Genomic DNA, 17752 nt, shown 5'->3' on the forward strand with positions numbered 1-17752 from the left:
GGTCTGTGCCTTAGCGGCCGTTACTCCTTCGACTTCGGTCCGTACGGCGGGCGCGGTTGCGGTTGTTGCTTCCGCCGCGGCTGGCATTGCGGCTACGGTTGCCGCCTGCCTTGCGGTTGCCGGAGGCAGCGGTCCTCTTCGGCCGCTGGGGTTGGCCCGGCGGAGGAAGCGGCGTGCCTTCCGGTGTGCGTGCACCGGTGATTGTAACCAAGGATTCCGAAAGCGGAGTCACCCTGACCTCGGGCGCGTCCACGCCGGCCTTGCGCAGAAGCTGCGCGACTTCCTTGGCTTGGTCGTCCATCACGAGGGTGACCACGGTGCCGGACGTGCCGGCTCGTGCTGTGCGGCCTGCGCGGTGCAGGTACGCCTTGTGCTCCGCGGGCGGGTCCACGTGCACGACCAGGGAGACGTCATCGACGTCGATGCCGCGGGCCGCGATGTCCGTGGCCACCAGCACAGGGGTGGAGCCGTCGGCGAAGCCCTCAAGCGCTCGTGTGCGCGCGCCCTGGCCCTTGTCGCCGTGGAGGCCTTGGGCGTGGATGCCGGCGCGGCGCAGCTTTTTCACCTGGCGGTCCACGCCGTGCTTCGTGCGCATGAACATGATGGTCTTGCCCTCGCGCGCGGCGATCTGCAGCGCGATCTCGTTGCGCTCCTCGCGGCCGCCCACCATGAGGCGGTAATGGTCCATCGTGTCTACCGCCGCCTGCACCGGGGCGGTGGAGTGGGTGACGGGGTCGTGCATGTAGCGGGCGATGAGCTTTTCCACGTCACCGTCGAGGGTGGCGGAAAACAAAAGGCGCTGGCCGTCCTTCGGGGTGCGGTCCAAAAGCTTGCGCACCTGCGGCAGAAAGCCCATGTCCGCCATCTGGTCCGCCTCATCCAGGGCAGCAATTTGCACCGAATCGAAGGACAGCTTCTTCTGGTTGATCAGATCCTCGGCACGGCCGGGGGTGGCCACCAGCAGGTCCACCGGGGACGCGAGCGAGCGGATGTGGTGGTTGATGTTCACACCGCCCACAACATCGAGCACGCGCAGGCCGAGCGCGGCCGCGGGGTCCTCGAGGCGTTCGCGGATTTGCGAGGCGAGCTCGCGCGTCGGCGCCAGAACAAGGCCGCGCGGGTGGCCCGGGGTGCTCGGAGCGCCTGCGAGACGAGCCAGCATGGGCAGGCCGAACGTGAAGGTCTTGCCGGAGCCTGTCGGGCCGCGGCCCAGCACGTCCTTGCCGGCCAGCGCGTCGGGGATCGCCGCTTCCTGGATGGGGAAGGGCTCTGTGATGCCTTGCTTGCCCAGGACGTTGACAATGGCCCGGGGCAAACCGAGATCGGCGAATGTAGTCATTCAGTGCAGTCTACGCGGTCGGACGAAAGGGGAGAAGCCGAGCTAGTAGCTCAGTTCCTCGCGTTCGCCGGACCACGTGGTGTGGAACGTGCCCTCCATGTCCACGCGCTTGTAGGTGTGGGCACCGAAGAAGTCGCGCTGGCCCTGGATCAGCGCAGCCGGCAGGCGCTGCGCGCGCAGCGAGTCGTAGTAGGACAGCGAGGATGCGAACACCGGCACCGGCAGGCCCAGCTGGGTTGCGGTGACAACCACGCGGCGCCAGGAATCGACCAGGCCCTTGTCCAGCTCGCCCTTGAAGTACGGGTCCAAAAGCAGCGACGGCAGCTCCGGGTCCTTTTCGTAGGCCTCCGTGATGCGGTCGAGGAACTTCGCGCGGATGATGCAGCCGCCGCGCCAAATGCGCGCGAGATCGCCGGGCTTGATGTCCCAGTTGTGTTCCTGGGAGCCGGCGTTGATCTCGTCAAAGCCCTGCGCGTACGCCACCAGCTTAGAGGCGTACAACGCGCGCCGCACGTCCTCAACGAACGACTGCTTATCGACGCCTTCGGCCTCCAACGTCGTCGTCTCACCCGCAGGCAGACCGACCTCCTGGGCCGCCTCGCGCTGAGCCAGCGCAGACGACAGCGCGCGGGCGAAGACGGCCTCGCCGATGGCGGTGGTGGGAACCCCGAGGTCCAGCGCTTCCTTGACCGTCCAGCGGCCGGTTCCCTTCTGGCCGGCGGCGTCCACGATGACGTCGATGAACGGCTTGCCGGTGCGCGCGTCCACCTGGCGCAGCACCTCCGCAGTGATCTCGATGAGGTAGGAGTCCAGGTCGCCCTTGTTCCACTCCGTGAAGATGTCCGCGATCTCCGCCGGCTCGAGGCCCGCCGCGTAGCGCAGCAGGTGGTAGGCCTCGCCGATGACCTGCATGTCCGCATACTCGATGCCGTTGTGCACCATCTTGACAAAGTGGCCGGCGCCGTCCGGGCCGATGTGGGTCACGCACGGGGTGCCGTCCACCTTCGCGGAGATGTCCTCCAGCAGCGGCCCGAGAGTCTCCCAGGATTCCACCGGACCGCCCGGCATGATCGACGGGCCACGCAGCGCACCCTCCTCGCCGCCGGAGATGCCGGCGCCGACGAAGTGGCGGCCAGCTGCAGCGACTTCACGTTCGCGGCGGATGGTGTCCGTGAACAGGGAATTGCCGCCGTCGATGATGATGTCGCCGTCGTCCATGGCCTCCACGAGCTGCTTGATCACTGCATCTGTGGCGGCGCCGGCCTGCACCATGATCACTGCCTTGCGGGGGCGCTCGAGCGATGCGACGAAGTCCTCGATCGACTCGGAGGGGATGAAATTGCCCTCGTGGCCGAACTCTTCAACGACCGCGCGGGTCTTTTCCGGGGAGCGGTTGTAGATGGCCACGGTGTGGCCCTTGGACGCGAAATTGCGGGCCAGGTTGGAGCCCATCACCGCCATGCCGACAACACCGATTTGAGCGAGCTGGTCACCGTTGTGTTCTGCAGTCATACGCCGGATTCTACGCGGGGTGCGCCCGCTTTCGCCCGTAAGATTGGCCGGCATGGACATGGAGAAGAATCTGCGCCTGTACCGAGAGGTCATCGAGGCCCCTCTGACGGAAGAAGAGCTGTCCTACATCAATTCCGGCGAGTTTGATTTCGCCCAGACGCTGGGGTTGAAGCTGACGTACTGCTCCAAAGACCGCCTCGATGGGGCGCTGGAGGTGGAGCAGCGCCACCTGCAGCCCACCGGCATCGTCAACGGCGGACTGTACTGCGTGATCGGGGAGACGCTTGCCTCCATCGCAGCCGTGGCGGCGAGCGCGAAGCCTGCAGTAGGCATGAGCAACTACACCGACCTGCTCGGCAGCGTGCGGCTAGGCCAGACGATTCGCGCGGTGGCCGAACCCGTGCACGTCGGCAAGCGCACGCACCTGTGGCGCGTGGAGATGACAGCCGACGGCAAGCTGGCCGCCGTAACCAACCTGAAGCTGATGGTGCTGGACCGCTAGCTACAGCCAGTTGTTCTTGCGGAACCACCACCACATCGCGGAGATGGCCAAAAGCATGACCAAAAGCGCGGCGGGGTAGCCGTAGCGCGACCCAAGCTCCGGCATGTGCTCGAAGTTCATGCCGTAAATGCCCGCGATCAGCGTCGGCACCGCGGCCATGCCGACGACAGCGGAGATGGTGCGCATGTCCGAGTTCTGCTGCATGGTGATCTTGGCTACCGACGCATCGAGCAGCGACGTCAGACGCTCGTCGAAGCCGGACAGGCGGTCGCTGACGATCGTGGAGTTGTCCTGCACGTCCCGGAAGTAGGTGCGCAGGACCTTACGCATGAAGTCCTTGTTGCTGGTCAGGCCGTTACGCAGGGCAGGAGCGAGCGGATCGATTGCGTGCCGCATCTCCAAAATCTCACGCTTGTAGGTGTAGATCTTGTCGATGTTGATGGTGCGGCGGGGCGTGAACACCTCATTTTCCAACTCGTCCACGTCGTCCTCGAGCAAGTCGGCGACCTTGAGGTAGTTATCCACCAGGTAGTCCGACACCGCCCAAGCGACGGCGGTGGGGCCGAGCACGGCGAGATCTTCTTCGTCCTCAAGCTTTGGCGTGAGGTCCGGCAGGCGAGCACCGTGACGAATGGTGATGGCGAACTTTTCGCCGACGATCATCTGCACCTCGCCGGTGGAAATGATTTCGCGGGCGTCCGCGACCTCTTCATCGTCGCGGTAGGACACGGACCGCACAACCATGAACAGTTGCTCGTCGTGTCGCTCGATCTTCGGGCGCTGGTGCGCATCCACGACGTCGTCGACGACCAGGTCCTCGATGTCGAAGACCTCCGCGATCTTCTCCATCTGCTCCGTGGTCGGCTCTTTCAAGCTCAGCCACACGAAGGCGTTTTCGTAGCGCTCCACAACCTCGAGCGCGTGCGACATCCGCACATTGCCCGGCTGGCGCTTGCCGTCCACGAAGACGCGGCAGAAATCGATCTGGCGCTCGAGGGGGACCGGGATGCTGCGCGTGGGGGGCTGTACCTTCTTCGGTCGTTGACCCGGCATTGGAATACGTGGTGGCATTGCTTCAGCCCCCTTTCACTCGTGCGAGGGGCCGGTAGCAATGCAGGATCTTGGCGCTGCGGCGCAGTGGCCCCCGTGCGGCGGGAGAGTGCGCCCCTGGCGCGCTCGACAACTTAGGTAATACTACGCTGATCGCGACGGTTGTCTAGCGGGGGTGCGCCCGGGTGTCCACCCGGGCGAAAAGCCGCTAGAACACCGTCAGCCCGCGACTGCGGAAGATGTCGCGCGCGTGCTCGACAGCCTTCGGGCTGGGGGGCTTGACGTCCGCCAGCTCATAATCCAGCCCGATCTTTTCCCACTTATCGGCGCCCATGTTGTGGAAGGGGAGCACCTCGACGCGCTCCACGGTGCCCTTCCAACGCGCGACAATGTCGGCGACGTTCCGGATGTTCTCTTCGCTGTCCGTCAGGCCGGGCACCAGCACGAAGCGGATCCACACGGGCTTGCCTTTCGCATGCAACCGGTCGCCGAAGTCGATGGTCGGCTGCAGCTGGCGGGCAGTCACGTGCTCGTACGTTTCCGAATCGCCGGACTTCACGTCCAACAGGAAGAGGTCGATATTGTCCAGGTCCTCGTCGGTGAGTCGCGCACCAAGAAAGCCGGACGTGTCGATCGTGGTGTGCACGCCCGCGTCGTGCACCGCCTTCAGCAGGCGGCGCGTGAACGCGATCTGGAACAGCGGCTCGCCGCCAGAGAGCGTGAGCCCGCCACCGGAAGCGCTGAAGACCGGCTTGTAGCGCAGCACGCGACGCACGACATCGTCGATACGCTCGAGCGTGCCTTCCTTCATTTCCATCGTGTCCGGATTGTGGCAGTACTTGCACCGCAGCGGGCAACCGGACAAGAAGATGGTCATCCGGGTGCCGGGGCCGTCAACAGCTGTGACCAGCTCCCACGAGTGGATGAGGCCGATTTCGCCCGTGCGGCGGGCCTCGAACAGCTCGGGGCGGGTGATCTCCAGGTCGTCGGTGGACAGTCCGCCTAAACCGGCAGCGACGCCGCGCACGCGCTCGCCCTGCTCGGGCGAAAGCGTGACGACGCCGCTAGTTCCGTCCTGCGCCATATATTAAGCGCCCTTGTGGAAGGTACGGGAGATAACGTCGCGCTGCTGCTCCTTCGTCAGCTTGACGAAGTTCACGGCGTAGCCGGAGACGCGAACGGTGAGGTTCGGGTAGTTCTCCGGGTGCTCCATTGCGTCCTCAAGGGTGGACTCGTCCAGCACGTTGATGTTCGCGTGGTACAGACCCGACTCCATGTTGTTAGCGGAGCGGGAAGCCTTCATGGAAGCGAGGCGCTCGTCGAAAGTAGGGGTGGTCATGATGTTGTCTCCTTCGGAGTGAGTGGGTGGGTAGGGAAGTCTTGGTTAGGCGGGGTTGATGACCGTGTCGGCGTTGTCCATGATGAAGCCTGCGTCTAGGACACCGACCAGGTTGGTCACCTGCTCGTCCTTGTTGCGGCCCAAGCCCGTCGGAGTGATCGTGTTGGTCAGCGAGATGCCGTCCAGCGCGTCGTTGTAGTCGAGCTTGCCCACGGAGAGCATGGACGCGACCATACCGTGGTTGTCCGCGCCGTTCTCCGGGTTAGCGCCCGGTGCGAACGGGGTACCAGCCTTGTGGCCGGAGGGGAACGAACCGGTTGCCTTGCCGTAGACCACGTTGGAGGTGATGGTCAGCACCGACTGGGTCGGGATGGCGTCGCGGTACAGCGGGATCGCCTTGATCTTCTGCATCACCGTGTGCACCACCGTGGCGGCGATGTCGTCCGCGCGGTCATCGTCGTTGCCGTAGAACGGGAACTCGCCCTCGGTGACGTAGTCGACGATCAGGCCGGTCTCGTCGCGGACCGGGGTGACCTTGGCGTACTTAATCGCCGAGAGGGAGTCCGCCACGATAGACAGGCCGGCAATGCCGCAGCCCATGGTGCGGACGATGTCGGAGTCGTGCAGCGCCATCTCGATGGACTCGTAAGCGTAGCGGTCGTGGCAGTAGTGGATGATGTTCAGCGCTTCGACGTAGGTGCCGACAACCCAGTCGAGCATCTCCTCGTACTTCTGCCAGACCTCGTCGAAGTCCAGCGGGCCGTCGCCCTGGATCGGGGTGTGGTCGCCGTCGGTGACCTGCTTGCCGCTGACCTCGTCGCGGCCGCCGTTGATGGCGTAGAGCAGAGCCTTCGCCGCGTTGACGCGGGCGCCGAAGAACTGCATCTGCTTGCCCACCTTCATCGGGGACACGCAGCAGGCGATGGCGGCGTCGTCGCCCCACTGGCCGCGGATCTGCTTGTCAGACTCGTACTGCAGAGACGAAGTCTCGATGGAGATTGCGGCGCAGAATTCCTTGTAGCCCGCCGGAAGCTCCGGGTCCCAGAAGATGGTGATGTTCGGCTCCGGCGCCGGGCCGAGGTTACGCAGCGTCTGCAGCAGGCGGAACGAGGTCTTGGTCACCTGGTGACGGCCGTCCTCGGAGAAGCCGGCGTCGGACCAGGTTGCCCAGTACGGGTCGCCGGAGAAGATCTGGTCGTAGTCCTCGGTGCGCAGAAAGCGCACGATGCGCAGCTTGATCACCAGTGCGTCGATGATCTCCTGGGCCTCAACCTCGGTCAGGGTGCCGTTGGCCAGGTCGCGCTCGAAGTATGCGTCCAGGAAGGGGGAGAGGCGGCCAATGGACATGGCGGCGCCGTCCTGGCTCTTCACGGAGGCGAGGTAGCCGAAGTAGGTCCACTGCACGGCTTCCTTCGCGTTGGTTGCCGGGCCGGAGATGTCGAAGCCGTAGTCTGCGGCCATCTTCTTCAGCTTCTTCAGCGCCTTGATCTGCTCGGCGTGCTCCTCGCGGTAGCGTGCCCAGTGCTCAGAGAAGCCCTTCTCCACGGACGCGTCCTTGGCCTGCTGCTTTTCCTCGATGAGGAAGTCCACGCCGTAGAGCGCCACTCGGCGGTAGTCGCCGATGATACGGCCGCGGCCGTAGGCATCCGGAAGACCGGTGACGATGTGGGAGGAACGGGCTGCGCGGATGCGCGGAGTGTAGATATCGAAGACAGCGTCGTTGTGGGTCTTGCGGTACTGGGTGAAGATCTTCTTCACGTCCGGGTTGACCTCTTTGCCGGCCTCCTTGATGGCCTGCTCGACCATGCGCCAGCCACCGTTGGGCATCATCGCGCGCTTGGTCGGGGTGTCCGTCTGCAGGCCGACGATGACATCGTCGTCATCCGAGATGTATCCCGGCTTGAACGCGTCGATGTCGGCGGGGGTTTCGGTGTCGACGTCGTAGACGCGGCGCTCGCGTTCGACGGCGAGGTAGTTCTTGTCCAGGTAGTCCCACAGGCGCAGCGTCTTCTCGGTGGCGCCTTCGAGGAACGAAGCATCCCCGTCGTACGGGGTGTAGTTGCGCTGGATGAAATCGCGAACGTCGATGCGTTCCATCCACGGTCCCGGCGTGAAGCCTTCCCACGCGCGGTTTTCGGTTTGCGGCTCTGTAGAAACAGTCACAGTTGCACAGTCCTTCGGTAAAGCTTATGAGGATCTCTCGCGGCTGCACTTGCCCAATCAACATGCCCATGTACTTTCAAAGCGCGGGCCGCTCACACACGATTGTAGGGGACGTGAGAACAATAAAGGTAATACGATAGGTGTGATTCTTCCCACTCGAATGGTTACGCTCTAAGCGGGACGAAAAATGGCCCCGAGCCTGGGTAAACAGGTTCGGGGCCGGGGGAGAGGCGCGGCTACAGCACGCCCGGAAAAGGCGAGGGACTACTTCTCGTTGTCCAGTTCAGAGACCTCAAGCTGGCCCTCAGTTACCGCCAGGTTGTGGCGGGCACGGGAGAAGGCGTTGGTGGTCCACTCGGTGGCAGCCACAAGACGGTTGCGGGTGCCAGTGAGGAAGGACAGGTGCACGCCCAGCCACATCAGCCAACCGATGAAGCCGGTGATCTCCACCTTGCCCATCTTCACCACAGCGTTGAAGCGGTTGATGATGGCCATGGAGCCCTTGTCGAAGTACTCGAACGGGTCGCGGCTCTCCGGTGCGACGTCGTGCTCGACCTGCTCCTTGATGATCTTGCCGACGTACGCGCCGGACTGGATGGCCACCTGCGCCACACCCGGGAGACGGTCGCGGCTCATCATGTCGCCGACGATGAAGACGTTCGGATCGTCGCCGACAGACAGGTCGGCGTTGACCGCGACCTTGCCCGCGCGGTCTGCTTCAACGCCGAGCTGGTCTGCGACCTGCTTGCCCAGCGGGGAAGCGGCCACACCGGCGGACCAGATCTTGGTCGGGGTGCTGATGGTGGTCTCCTGCTCGGACTTCATGTCCTTGTAGGTCACGCTCTCTGCATCCACGTTGGTCACCATCGCGTTGAGGATGACGGTCACGCCGGCCTTCTCAAGCTCGCGCTGCGCCTTCTTGCCCAGGCGCTTGCCAAACGGCGGCAGCACCTGCGGAGCCCCGTCAAGGAGGTAAATCTTGGCCTGCTCGGTGCTAAAGGAGTAGCGGCCGGAGGTGAACGCGCGGTGCGCCATCTCTGCCACCTGGCCAGCCAGCTCCACACCGGTCGGGCCAGCGCCGACGATGACGAAGGTCAGCTGGCGGTCGCGCTCTTCCGGGGTCTCGGCAAGCTCGGCGCGCTCGAAGGCGGCGATGAGGCGGGCGCGGATCTCAAACGCGTGGTCCAGCGTCTTCAGGCCCGGAGCGAACTCGGCGAAGTGGTCGTTACCGAAGTAAGACTGGCCAGCGCCGGCGGCGACGATGAGCGAGTCGTAGGAGAAGGTCGATTCCTTGCCGCCCTCGACGGAGGTGACGGTCTTCGCCTTCACGTCAACCGTTTCTACGGTGCCGCGCACGACGCGGACGTTCTGCTGGTTGCTGAACATCTGGCGCACGTCGCCGGTGATCTCACCGGAGGACATCAGGCCGGTTGCCACTTGGTACAGCAGCGGCGGGAAGAGGTGGTGGTTGGTGTTATTGATCAGCGTGATGTCGACGTCTGCATCTGCGAGCTCCTTTGCCGCGTTCACGCCGCCAAAACCTGCGCCCACGATGACGACGTGGTGGCGGCTACCTTCGGGGCGGTACACCTGAGAGGCCATGAGTGATATCTCCTCGGGTCAATGACGTAATTAATCGGAACGGCATACATAGTACGCGCCCGCCAGCAAACCGCGCGGCCAGGCTCCGCCGTGGCACTCCGCATCTGAGCTGCCGGCGCAGTAGCATCCGAGGAATGTCCGAGAGCACTCCCGCGAACACCCCAGCGCACCTACAGTCGGTCGATGCAGACGCTTGGCCGGGAGTGGCTTCAGTGCCGCAGCCAGGCAGATTACGCACGAGGCTTGCGGAGGCGGGCTTTGCCCGCGCGTGCGCGAAAGCGGGACTGTCCTTCGAGGGCGACGGCGCGGATCTCACGGTTGAGCGCGCGGAGGTGTTCCAGCGCATCGCCGCGAGCGGGTGGGTCGGGCTCGCGGAGGGCTACATGGCGGGAGAGTGGTCGACCGGGGGTTCGCAGCAGCTTGTCGACGTCCTCACGGCCCTCCTGCGCACCGGCTACCTCCCGCGCACCCGTAGGGTGGACGCGGTGCGGCCCGCGACACCGGGCGAGCTGCCGCCGGACTTGGTGGCCCATTTTTCCGGAGACGGGCTGAGCGCATTTCAGGGCCATTTTTCCACCGGCGTAGCCACCACGGAGCGCATGCGGGTGAAGTCGCACACCAAAGGTGCTGGTAGAGGCCGTGAACCTCGGGATCATTTCGTCGACGTGACGGAATTCGGGTCCCCGTTAGAGTCTGACCGCGCGGACCTGAAGGACGCGCAAACCCGCAGCGTACGAGCTATTTTGGACCTTTTGGGGGCGGGTGCGGGTACGCACCTGTTGGAGTATCCGTCCGGCGGCGGAGCGGTTGCTTTCGCCGCGGCAGAACGGGGCGCGACTGTAGATGCGGTCGTGCGCGACGCCCGCCTGTATGCGGCCATGCGCGAGCAGCTCGTGCTGGCAGGCACGGACGGATCGGTCACTGTGGACCGCATCGCGGAAGGCCCGGACGCTTTGGCAAAGCAGCGCCGCGGGGTCTATGACGCAGTTGTGAGCATGGAGATGCTGGAGACGATGCCACGGCGACAGCAGCGGCAGTATCTGCTCGCTGTGGACGCGTTGCTGGGCCAGGGCGGCAGAGCCAGTCTGCAAACCGTGGTGCGCGCCAAGGCGTACAACCGGACGGCGGATCTCGCGTTGGAGTCTCTGCGGGCGTACATCTGGCCGGGGTTGCATTTCACGACGGCTGCGGAGATCGGCAAGACGGTCGACCGCGAGACGGATCTGCGCGTTGTGGCGCAGACGTCGGCGCCGGAGCATCTCGCGGCGTCGTTGCGCCTGCAGCGCATCACGTTCGACGGCAAGCTGCGCGACGCGGCGGCAGACGGCTACGACGCCGTGTTCCGCCGCCTGTGGGTGTGGCAGTTCGCGTTACGTGAAGCGATGGCGCGGCTGGGGATGATCGATCTGGCTCAGATCACGTTGGCGCGGCGGAACAGGAGAGGCCGTCGCTAGGTAGGAGTCCAGCCACCAGAACCGTACTTGACATAATGTACATTATCGGACAGTTATATACGGTGGAACCATAAAAGGCGCCGAGCGCTCCTCGCGCCCGACGCCCTTCCATATACCCCTTTTATCGTAACGTTACGTAAACAAGCCCATCTACTTGGTCATGTTGATGCGGACATTGACTTCGCCTTCTTCGGCGATTTTCGCCGCGACGAGCTCCGGGGTCTCCACGCCGTAGTCCAAGCGGTTGATCGGAATGTCGCCCGCGACAATCAGATGGTCGCCCGAGCGCGCGACGTCGAACTCGTGCGTGATCTCGTTCGTCTTGCCATGAATGGTCAGCTCGCCGGTGAGCTCAACGGACCCCACAGTGCCGTCCTCTGGGACGGCGGACACGTCAGCCGGCTCGGTAACCTCGAACGTCGCCTCCGGGTACTCGTCCGTGTGGAAGATGCGGCGGCGCACTGACGAGTCGCGCTTGTCGCTGTCGGACGACAGGTGCTGCATGTCGACGGTGATCTCGCCGGCGGTCAGCGTGCCCTCGGCAATGGTCGCGAAGCCTGTGACCCCGCGCGTGGACGCCGACGTGCTGCGGCGCTCGCCCGGCAGCACCTCCTCGAAGGTGAAACCGGCGGACGTGACGTTGTCGCCCGGGCGGTTAGTCACCTCCCAGTCGCCGTCGATGTCCGTCGAGGCGGCCGAAACCTTGTCGGCGGTGATGCCCTCCGTCTTCACGCCGCCGCCCTTAAACAGGGTCATGAGTAGCGGAACCATGGCCACCAGCACTGCCGCGACGATGAAAATGGATACGACAACGATCAGGGTTGTGCGCGTCTTTGCGCTGGTTGCCGCGCTTTTCTCCACCTGGAAATCACCTCAGCCTTTCAAGTTGCTGGGCCAATTCTACTAATTCGTCACAAAGCGGGGCCAAATCGTCAGATCCCGCGCCCTCCGCCGCCGCCGTGCGTATGTCCTCCGCTGCGCAGCGCAGCGCAAACAAGCGGTCGCGTATCTCGGCCACTTTGTTACGGTTCAAGATCACCGCATCCTCGTCGACCGACGTGCCGGCTAGCATCGTGCGCTGTTCGTACGCACGCTGCTTGCACGAAGGTCCGCAGTACTTCCGTTTCCTGCCGCGACCACGGTTGACGGGGATTTCCTTCCCACACCATGCGCACACGGCTTGCTTCTTGGTAAGAGCACGTAGTTTATCCGTCACAGTTATGCAGTTTATTACAACTGTCGATTACGCAAAAGTGGCCGGGAACAATTCACAGAACTGCACCGTTATACTGGAGCGACTGAAAACAAACGGGTTGAAAAGGATGGTGAGTGCCATGGCTGATCGAGTTCTTCGCGGAAGCCGCATGGGCGCAGTCAGCTACGAAACGGACCGCGACCACGATCTCGCGCCACGCCAGATGGCGAAGTACCGCACCCCCAACGGTGAGGTGTTCGAGGTGCCGTTCGCTGACGACGCCGAAATCCCCGAGGAGTGGATGTGCAAGAACGGCCAGGTCGGCACCCTCATGGAGGGCGAAGGCGTGGAATCCAAGCCCGCCAAGCCGCCGCGCACCCACTGGGACATGCTGCGTGAACGCCGCAGCATCGAGGAGCTCGACGTCCTGCTCGAGGAGCGCCTTGAGCAGCTGCGCAAGCGCCGTCGCACCGCCGCCCGCATTGCGAAGGAACAGCAGCAGGCAAACGAGAGCTAGTTCGCTTTACGACGGCTCACGCAAGTGCCCGCCCCCGCGACACGAATTCGCGGAGGCGGGCACTTCCCTATTGTCGGCCGCTACTTCTTGCGCTTGCCGTCGAAGCCGAGCGCGTAGAGCGCTTGTCGGACGGTTTCCTCGCCCAAGTGGATCGCGGTGTTGACGCGGCGGGCGGCGTTGGCCTGGACCTTGCCCAGGTCGGCGTTGTCGATCTCGTGCTTAGCCACCGCGCCGAACTCGCCGAGAGCGTTGATGATCTGCTCGGGAGCGTCGGCGGCCGCGCGGCGGACGTCGGCAAGCTTCGAGTGCTCCACGGCGTAGACGAACTGGCGGACAGTCTCAGAGGTGAAGTCCTTGACGAAGGTGGCCTTGTCCGCGGCGCCCCACTTGGTCACCTCGGCCAGCGAGGCGGTGGCGAAGCTGGCGTCCAGCTTGGACTCGCCGAGCTTGCGGTCCTCAAAGGTGATCGGCACCTCGCGGATGTCGAAGCCCAGCTTGTCCACCTTGTGCGCAATCTCAACCTGGAAGATGTAGCCCTTGGTGGACAGCGAATCCAGGTCCAGCTCCTCCAGCACTTCGCGCTTGAAGGCGCGGTAGCCTGCGGTCATGTCCGCCACGTCGGTGCCGAGGGCGACGGAGACGTACTGGTTGCCCAGCTTGGACAGCAGGAAGCGGTTCTTCGGCCAGTTGACCACTTCCCCGCCCTCGATGTAGCGGGAACCGATGGCCAAATCTGCGCCGTCATCCAGCGCGTCGAGAAGCCTGTGCAGTTCCTCCGGCGCGTGGGAGCCGTCGGCATCCATCTGCACCAGCACCTGGTAGTCGCGCTCCAAGCCCCAGTTGAAGCCGGCGCGGTAGGCGGCCAACAGGCCGTCCTTGCCGGTGCGGTGCAGGACGTTGACCTCGTCGTGGGCGGCGGCGAGCTCGTCGGCCTTCGCGCCGGTACCGTCCGGCGAGTTGTCGTCCACGACGAGGATGTCAACGGCATCCTTCGTAGCCAGCACGCGCTCGACGATAAGCGGGAGGTTCTCCACCTCGTTGTAGGTCGGAATGATCACCAGAGTCTGGTTGGCCACGGCGCTAATTCTCCTCAGGTTTACGCTGTTGTTCTCCGGTAGGAGCATACCCGCGCCCACCGCGGCGCGCGGACACGGCTGCGGCAATTATGAGCGCCGCCCCGGCGGCGACGAGCAGCCACTCCAAAATCTGCCCGAACCGGACCGCGGGCGTCGTGCCGGTGCGCAGCGGAAGCGTCTCCATCAAGTGCGCGGGTTCGAAAATCTCTGTCTGCTGGGACACGTGGCCGTCCGGGTGCACGATCGCCGAGACGCCCGAGGTGGCAACGACCACCACTGCCCTGTCGGTTTCAATCGCGCGCATCCGGCTCATCGCCAGCTGCTGATACGTCATGTTCGTGAACCCGAAGGTGGCGTTGTTCGTCGGCGTGGACAGGATCTGCGCGCCGCCGCGCACCGCCATGCGGTAGGCCTCGTCTACCGCCACCTCGTAGCAGGTGGCCACGCCGACCGGGATGCCGCCCATGTTGACCACGCCGTTGTCGTCGCCGGGCTTGAAGTCGCCCGCCAAGTCCACCAGGTCGGAGAAGTTGCGGAAGAAATCGCGCATGGGCATGTACTCGCCGAACGGCTGCAAAAAGCGCTTGTCGTGGCGCTCCCCCGGCCCTGTTACCGGGTCGAAGACCACCATGGTGTTGCGGGCGCCGACCTCGTCGCGGGTGAGCGTGCCAACAAGCAGGGGCGTATCGACGCCGCGCACCGCCGCACCCACCAGCGCCTCGGCCTCCGCGTCGACGAACGGGTTGACGTCGGAGGCGTTTTCCGGCCAGAACACCATGTCCAGTTTTTCCCCGGATTCCTTGGCCTCCTCCGCCAGACGCAGCGTCTCGTTGACGTGGTTGCTCAGCACGGCGCGTCGCTGCTCGTTGAAGTCCAGCCCCATGCGCGGCACGTTGCCCTGCACAGCCCCCACGCGGGCCTCGTCGACGGTGGAGCTGTCCTTGCCGACGCCGAGGTTGGCGATCAGGCCGGCCGCCAGCGGCAGGATGATGGCGGCTGCGGCGGGGCGGCGCGACGTGCCGTCGAGAAGCGAAATGCACCCGACTGCGACGAACGCTGCGGCGATAGTGACCAGCGCGGGTCCACCCCAGGCCGACAGCGCGGCGAGCGGGCCGTTGATCTGCCCCCACGCCAGGCGCACCCACGCGAAGCCGCCGAAGGGCCACGAGGAGCGCACGAACTCGACAGCCAGGTAGACCAGCGGAAACGCGAACGCGCCGAAGCGCCACCGCGCCACCAGCACACCGAACGCACCGGTGGCCAGCGCGTAGAGCGCCATGGTGATCGCCAGCGCGATGTACGGCATGGCGCCGACGAACTCGCCCACCCACGGCAGCAGGAACAGGTAGCAGAACAGGCCGTGCGTGAACCCGATAAGCGCACCGAAGCGCGCGGACGGGCGCTCCTGCGCCTCCCCCGCCATGCCCAGCGCCGCGGTGGCGCGCCTGGGCCACGGGATGAGCGTGAGCCACAGCAACGCGATGCCGAGGACTGCGGCCCACCAGTGGCCGATCGGTTCGTACGAGAGGTAGACCAGCCAGCCGGAGATGGCCGCGAGTCCGAAACGGAGAAACGCCGGCACTTAGCGCGCCCCGCCCTTGCCGCCGCCTGGGTTGTGCGGGTCCTCGGGGCTGTCCATGCGGTACCACTGCTCGAGCTCGTCGGCGTCGATGACCGGCTCCTGCGGCTGCGCGTCGCCCGGCTGGTTGAAGGAGCCGTAGCTGGTTTGGAACTGGCCCATCGGGGTGGCGTCGTAGACGCGCACGCCGAGGTTCTCAACGGCGGCGCGCGCCCGCTTGGTCATGGTCTTGCGGATCACAGCGCGCGTCGGCCCGAACACCAGCGGCAGGCCGATGAGCGAGGTGACGAAGCCCGGGATGACGGAGAGCGTCCAGCCGCCGATGAGCAGAGCGGAGTCGCCCGCGAGCTTACCCACGCTGGATTGGCCGTGCGCGGCCTGCAGCAGCGAGTTGCGCAGCGCCATGCTGGCCGCCGCGCCGCCGGCGATCATGAGCGCGAAGATCGCCAGAAGCGCCCAACCCACACCAATGGCCTTGGCCACCAGGAAAAACGCGAGCGCTTCGACGAGGAAGTATGCGAGAAGAGGAATCGGCATGGCCACGAGGTTACCTGGCCATACCGCTACCTCGGCATGTGCCTCCACACCGGCCGCGGAACGACCCGCATGATCGCGGCCAGGATAGCCAGGCGCCGCGGGATCCAGACTGTGGCACTTTTGTCGCGCGCGGCGGCGTCCACCACCGCGTCCGCGACGACGTCCGGAGTCACCGACATCACCGCCGGTTTCATGCCTTCCGTCATCGAACCGATGACGAAGCCCGGGCGCGCGAGGATGAGGTTGAGCCCGGTGCCGTGCAGCCGGTCCATCAGCCCCTGGCAAAACGCGTCCAGGCCTGCCTTGGTGGAGCCGTAGACGTAGTTCGCGCGGCGCGCCCGCCACCCCGCGATGGAGGAAAACGCGTAGATCTCGCCGCGCGACATTTCGTCCGCCAGCACCGTGAGCATGCTCACCTGCGCAAGGTAGTCCACCGTGGCGATGCGGGCGGCCTCGTGCTCGTCGCGCTCGGCGAGCTCCTGGTCGCCGAGGATGCCGAACGCCACGATCGCGGTGGTCACCTCGCCCGCTTCGCGGACGATGCGCCGTTGCGACTCCAAGTCGGTGGCGTCGAAGTCGAGCGCGCGCACTGCCGTGGCACCCGCGGCGAGCAAACGCTTCTCGACGTCCTCCAATCCCCCGCTCCCCCTGGCCGCGAGCACGACCTCGCGGCCCTGGCAGACGCGTGCGGCGATCTCGCCGCCGATGTCGCTGCGCGCCCCAAGCAGGAGCACTGCGCCCTGCCCGGTGGAGCCAGGCCCGGTCGAGCTAGGCATCGTCGCCGCCCAGCGTGCGGCGGGTGTGGTTGAGCGTCTCGATGCCGCTGGCGGTCATGCGCACGATGTCTTCGATGCGCATGCCCCACTTGCCCGGCACGTAGATGCCGGGCTCGATGGAAAACGCCATCCCCTCGCGCAGCACCACGTCGGAGCCGGCGATGATGAACGGCTGCTCGTGGCCGGAAAGCCCGATGCCGTGGCCGAGACGGTGGGTGAAGTACTCGCCGTAGCCGGCGTCTGCGATCACGTCGCGGGCCGCAGCGTCGAGCTCGCCTGCGGTGATCCCGGGCTTGGCGGCCTGGCACGCGGCATCGAACGCGCGCTCCAGCACCGCGTAGGCCTCCAGGAAGTCCTGCGGCGCCTTGGCCACATCGCCCACCACGTGGGTGCGGGTGCAGTCGGACTGGTAGCCGGACGGCAGCGCGCCGCCAAGGTCCACCACCACCGGGTCGCCCTCTTCGAGGACGCGGTCGGAGAAATCGTGGTGCGGGTTGGAGCCGTTGGGACCGGAGCCGACGATGACGAACTGCACGTTCGCGTGCTCTTCGAGGATCAGCGCGTGCAGCTCGTCCGCGATCTCGCGCTCAGTGCGGCCCGGCTTGAGTAGCTGGGCGGCGCGCTCGTGCACGCGGTCGATGGCGGCGCCGGCTTTCTCCAGCTCGGCGACCTCCTCGGCGTCTTTGACCATGAACAGCTCCGCCACCGCGTCGGAGGCAAGCTCGGTTGCAGGCAGTAACGCCTGCAGGGCGAAGACGTGGTCCGCGGTCAGCGAGGAGCCCAGACCCACGGCGCCGTCGCCAAGTGTGTCCGCGACAAGCTGGTGCGGGTTTTCCCCGTCGCGCCAGCCGACCACCTCGACGTCTGCGGTGCCGTCCAGACCCAGCGACTGGATGTCCGTCACCGGCGCCACCACGGTGGCGCCGCCTGGCGCGATCACCAGCGCGGTGAGGCGCTCGTGCGAGGAGGTCCAGGAGCCGGTGAGGTAGGCAAACTCGGCGCCGGTGCCGATGACCAGCCCGCCCAATCCGCGCTGTTTCACCAGTTCGGAGGCCAGCTTGCGGCGTTCGGTGTACACATCAGAGTCGAATGCAGTCATGTGCGCCATGGT

17 protein-coding genes are annotated in these 17752 nt (G+C 65.4%); 3 read left to right on the forward strand and 14 right to left on the reverse strand.

Features of this window, described 5'->3' with window-relative positions; translation table 11 throughout:
• Positions 1 to 10 precede the first annotated feature (10 nt).
• Together ACX1NL_RS06075 and gndA are read right to left on the reverse strand one after the other, a co-directional pair.
• A complete protein-coding gene (locus ACX1NL_RS06075) occupies positions 11 to 1339 on the reverse strand; it encodes a DEAD/DEAH box helicase (RefSeq protein WP_458898866.1) in 1329 nt (442 codons plus the stop codon).
• A 42-nt stretch (positions 1340 to 1381) separates the two neighbouring features.
• The gene (gene gndA, locus ACX1NL_RS06080) at positions 1382 to 2851 is read right to left on the reverse strand and encodes an NADP-dependent phosphogluconate dehydrogenase (protein WP_181888404.1); all 1470 of its coding nucleotides are present in this window, start codon (positions 2849 to 2851) and stop codon (positions 1382 to 1384) included.
• A gap of 52 nt (positions 2852 to 2903) precedes the next feature.
• Between gndA and ACX1NL_RS06085 the strand changes: the two genes are divergently transcribed.
• Positions 2904 to 3353, forward strand: coding sequence for a PaaI family thioesterase (locus ACX1NL_RS06085; RefSeq protein ID WP_236883400.1), 450 nt, complete (start codon positions 2904 to 2906; stop codon positions 3351 to 3353).
• Here ACX1NL_RS06085 and ACX1NL_RS06090 read toward each other — a convergent pair whose 3' ends face one another.
• From ACX1NL_RS06090 to ACX1NL_RS06110, 5 genes are all read right to left on the reverse strand, one after another.
• The gene (locus tag ACX1NL_RS06090; RefSeq protein WP_311390179.1) at positions 3354 to 4406 is read right to left on the reverse strand and encodes a magnesium and cobalt transport protein CorA; all 1053 of its coding nucleotides are present in this window, start codon (positions 4404 to 4406) and stop codon (positions 3354 to 3356) included.
• 205 nt (positions 4407 to 4611) lie between these two features.
• Positions 4612 to 5487 (reverse strand): pyruvate formate-lyase-activating protein, encoded by an 876-nt coding sequence (gene pflA, locus ACX1NL_RS06095; protein ID WP_239306588.1) that lies wholly within the window; start codon positions 5485 to 5487, stop codon positions 4612 to 4614.
• 3 nt (positions 5488 to 5490) lie between these two features.
• Positions 5491 to 5742, reverse strand: a complete 252-nt coding sequence (gene grcA2 / locus ACX1NL_RS06100; RefSeq protein WP_239306589.1) for an autonomous glycyl radical cofactor GrcA2 — start codon at positions 5740 to 5742, stop codon at positions 5491 to 5493.
• 45 nt (positions 5743 to 5787) lie between these two features.
• On the reverse strand, positions 5788 to 7839 hold the full coding sequence (locus ACX1NL_RS06105) for a pyruvate formate lyase family protein (protein WP_458898908.1): 2052 nt from the start codon (positions 7837 to 7839) through the stop codon (positions 5788 to 5790).
• Between the two features lie 330 nt (positions 7840 to 8169).
• Positions 8170 to 9507 carry an NAD(P)/FAD-dependent oxidoreductase gene (locus tag ACX1NL_RS06110; RefSeq protein ID WP_181888409.1) on the reverse strand — a complete coding sequence of 446 codons (1338 nt, stop codon included), beginning with the start codon at positions 9505 to 9507 and terminating at the stop codon, positions 8170 to 8172.
• Positions 9508 to 9719: 212 nt separating this feature from the next.
• Between ACX1NL_RS06110 and ACX1NL_RS06115 the strand changes: the two genes are divergently transcribed.
• Positions 9720 to 10961 (forward strand): SAM-dependent methyltransferase, encoded by a 1242-nt coding sequence (locus ACX1NL_RS06115; protein WP_458898867.1) that lies wholly within the window; start codon positions 9720 to 9722, stop codon positions 10959 to 10961.
• A gap of 150 nt (positions 10962 to 11111) precedes the next feature.
• Here ACX1NL_RS06115 and ACX1NL_RS06120 read toward each other — a convergent pair whose 3' ends face one another.
• Both ACX1NL_RS06120 and ACX1NL_RS06125 read right to left on the reverse strand, forming a co-directional pair.
• The gene (locus ACX1NL_RS06120; protein WP_458898868.1) at positions 11112 to 11822 is read right to left on the reverse strand and encodes a YceI family protein; all 711 of its coding nucleotides are present in this window, start codon (positions 11820 to 11822) and stop codon (positions 11112 to 11114) included.
• A 7-nt stretch (positions 11823 to 11829) separates the two neighbouring features.
• On the reverse strand, positions 11830 to 12177 hold the full coding sequence (locus ACX1NL_RS06125) for a hypothetical protein (RefSeq protein ID WP_458898869.1): 348 nt from the start codon (positions 12175 to 12177) through the stop codon (positions 11830 to 11832).
• A gap of 118 nt (positions 12178 to 12295) precedes the next feature.
• On the opposite strand from ACX1NL_RS06125, the gene ACX1NL_RS06130 reads away from it, so the two are divergent.
• Positions 12296 to 12673, forward strand: a complete 378-nt coding sequence (locus tag ACX1NL_RS06130) for an RNA polymerase-binding protein RbpA (RefSeq protein ID WP_070473852.1) — start codon at positions 12296 to 12298, stop codon at positions 12671 to 12673.
• 80 nt (positions 12674 to 12753) lie between these two features.
• Here the strand turns inward: ACX1NL_RS06130 and ACX1NL_RS06135 are convergent, their stop codons facing one another.
• The 5 genes from ACX1NL_RS06135 to ACX1NL_RS06155 are packed head-to-tail and all read right to left on the reverse strand — an operon-like array spanning position 12754 to position 17749.
• Positions 12754 to 13797, reverse strand: coding sequence for a polyprenol monophosphomannose synthase (locus tag ACX1NL_RS06135; RefSeq protein ID WP_458898870.1), 1044 nt, complete (start codon positions 13795 to 13797; stop codon positions 12754 to 12756).
• A complete protein-coding gene (gene lnt, locus ACX1NL_RS06140) occupies positions 13754 to 15331 on the reverse strand; it encodes an apolipoprotein N-acyltransferase (protein WP_458898871.1) in 1578 nt (525 codons plus the stop codon). Before lnt ends, ACX1NL_RS06135 begins: the two co-directional genes overlap by 44 nt.
• Complete coding sequence (locus tag ACX1NL_RS06145) at positions 15332 to 15865, reverse strand: FxsA family protein (RefSeq protein ID WP_458898872.1); 534 nt, start codon at positions 15863 to 15865, stop codon at positions 15332 to 15334.
• A 26-nt stretch (positions 15866 to 15891) separates the two neighbouring features.
• Positions 15892 to 16641 (reverse strand): SDR family oxidoreductase, encoded by a 750-nt coding sequence (locus ACX1NL_RS06150; RefSeq protein WP_458898873.1) that lies wholly within the window; start codon positions 16639 to 16641, stop codon positions 15892 to 15894.
• Positions 16634 to 17749, reverse strand: coding sequence for a M24 family metallopeptidase (locus tag ACX1NL_RS06155; RefSeq protein WP_458898874.1), 1116 nt, complete (start codon positions 17747 to 17749; stop codon positions 16634 to 16636). The genes ACX1NL_RS06150 and ACX1NL_RS06155 overlap by 8 nt, the downstream gene beginning before the upstream one ends.
• Positions 17750 to 17752 lie beyond the last annotated feature (3 nt).

This window comes from Corynebacterium sp. CQ3829_602738, assembly GCF_054478435.1.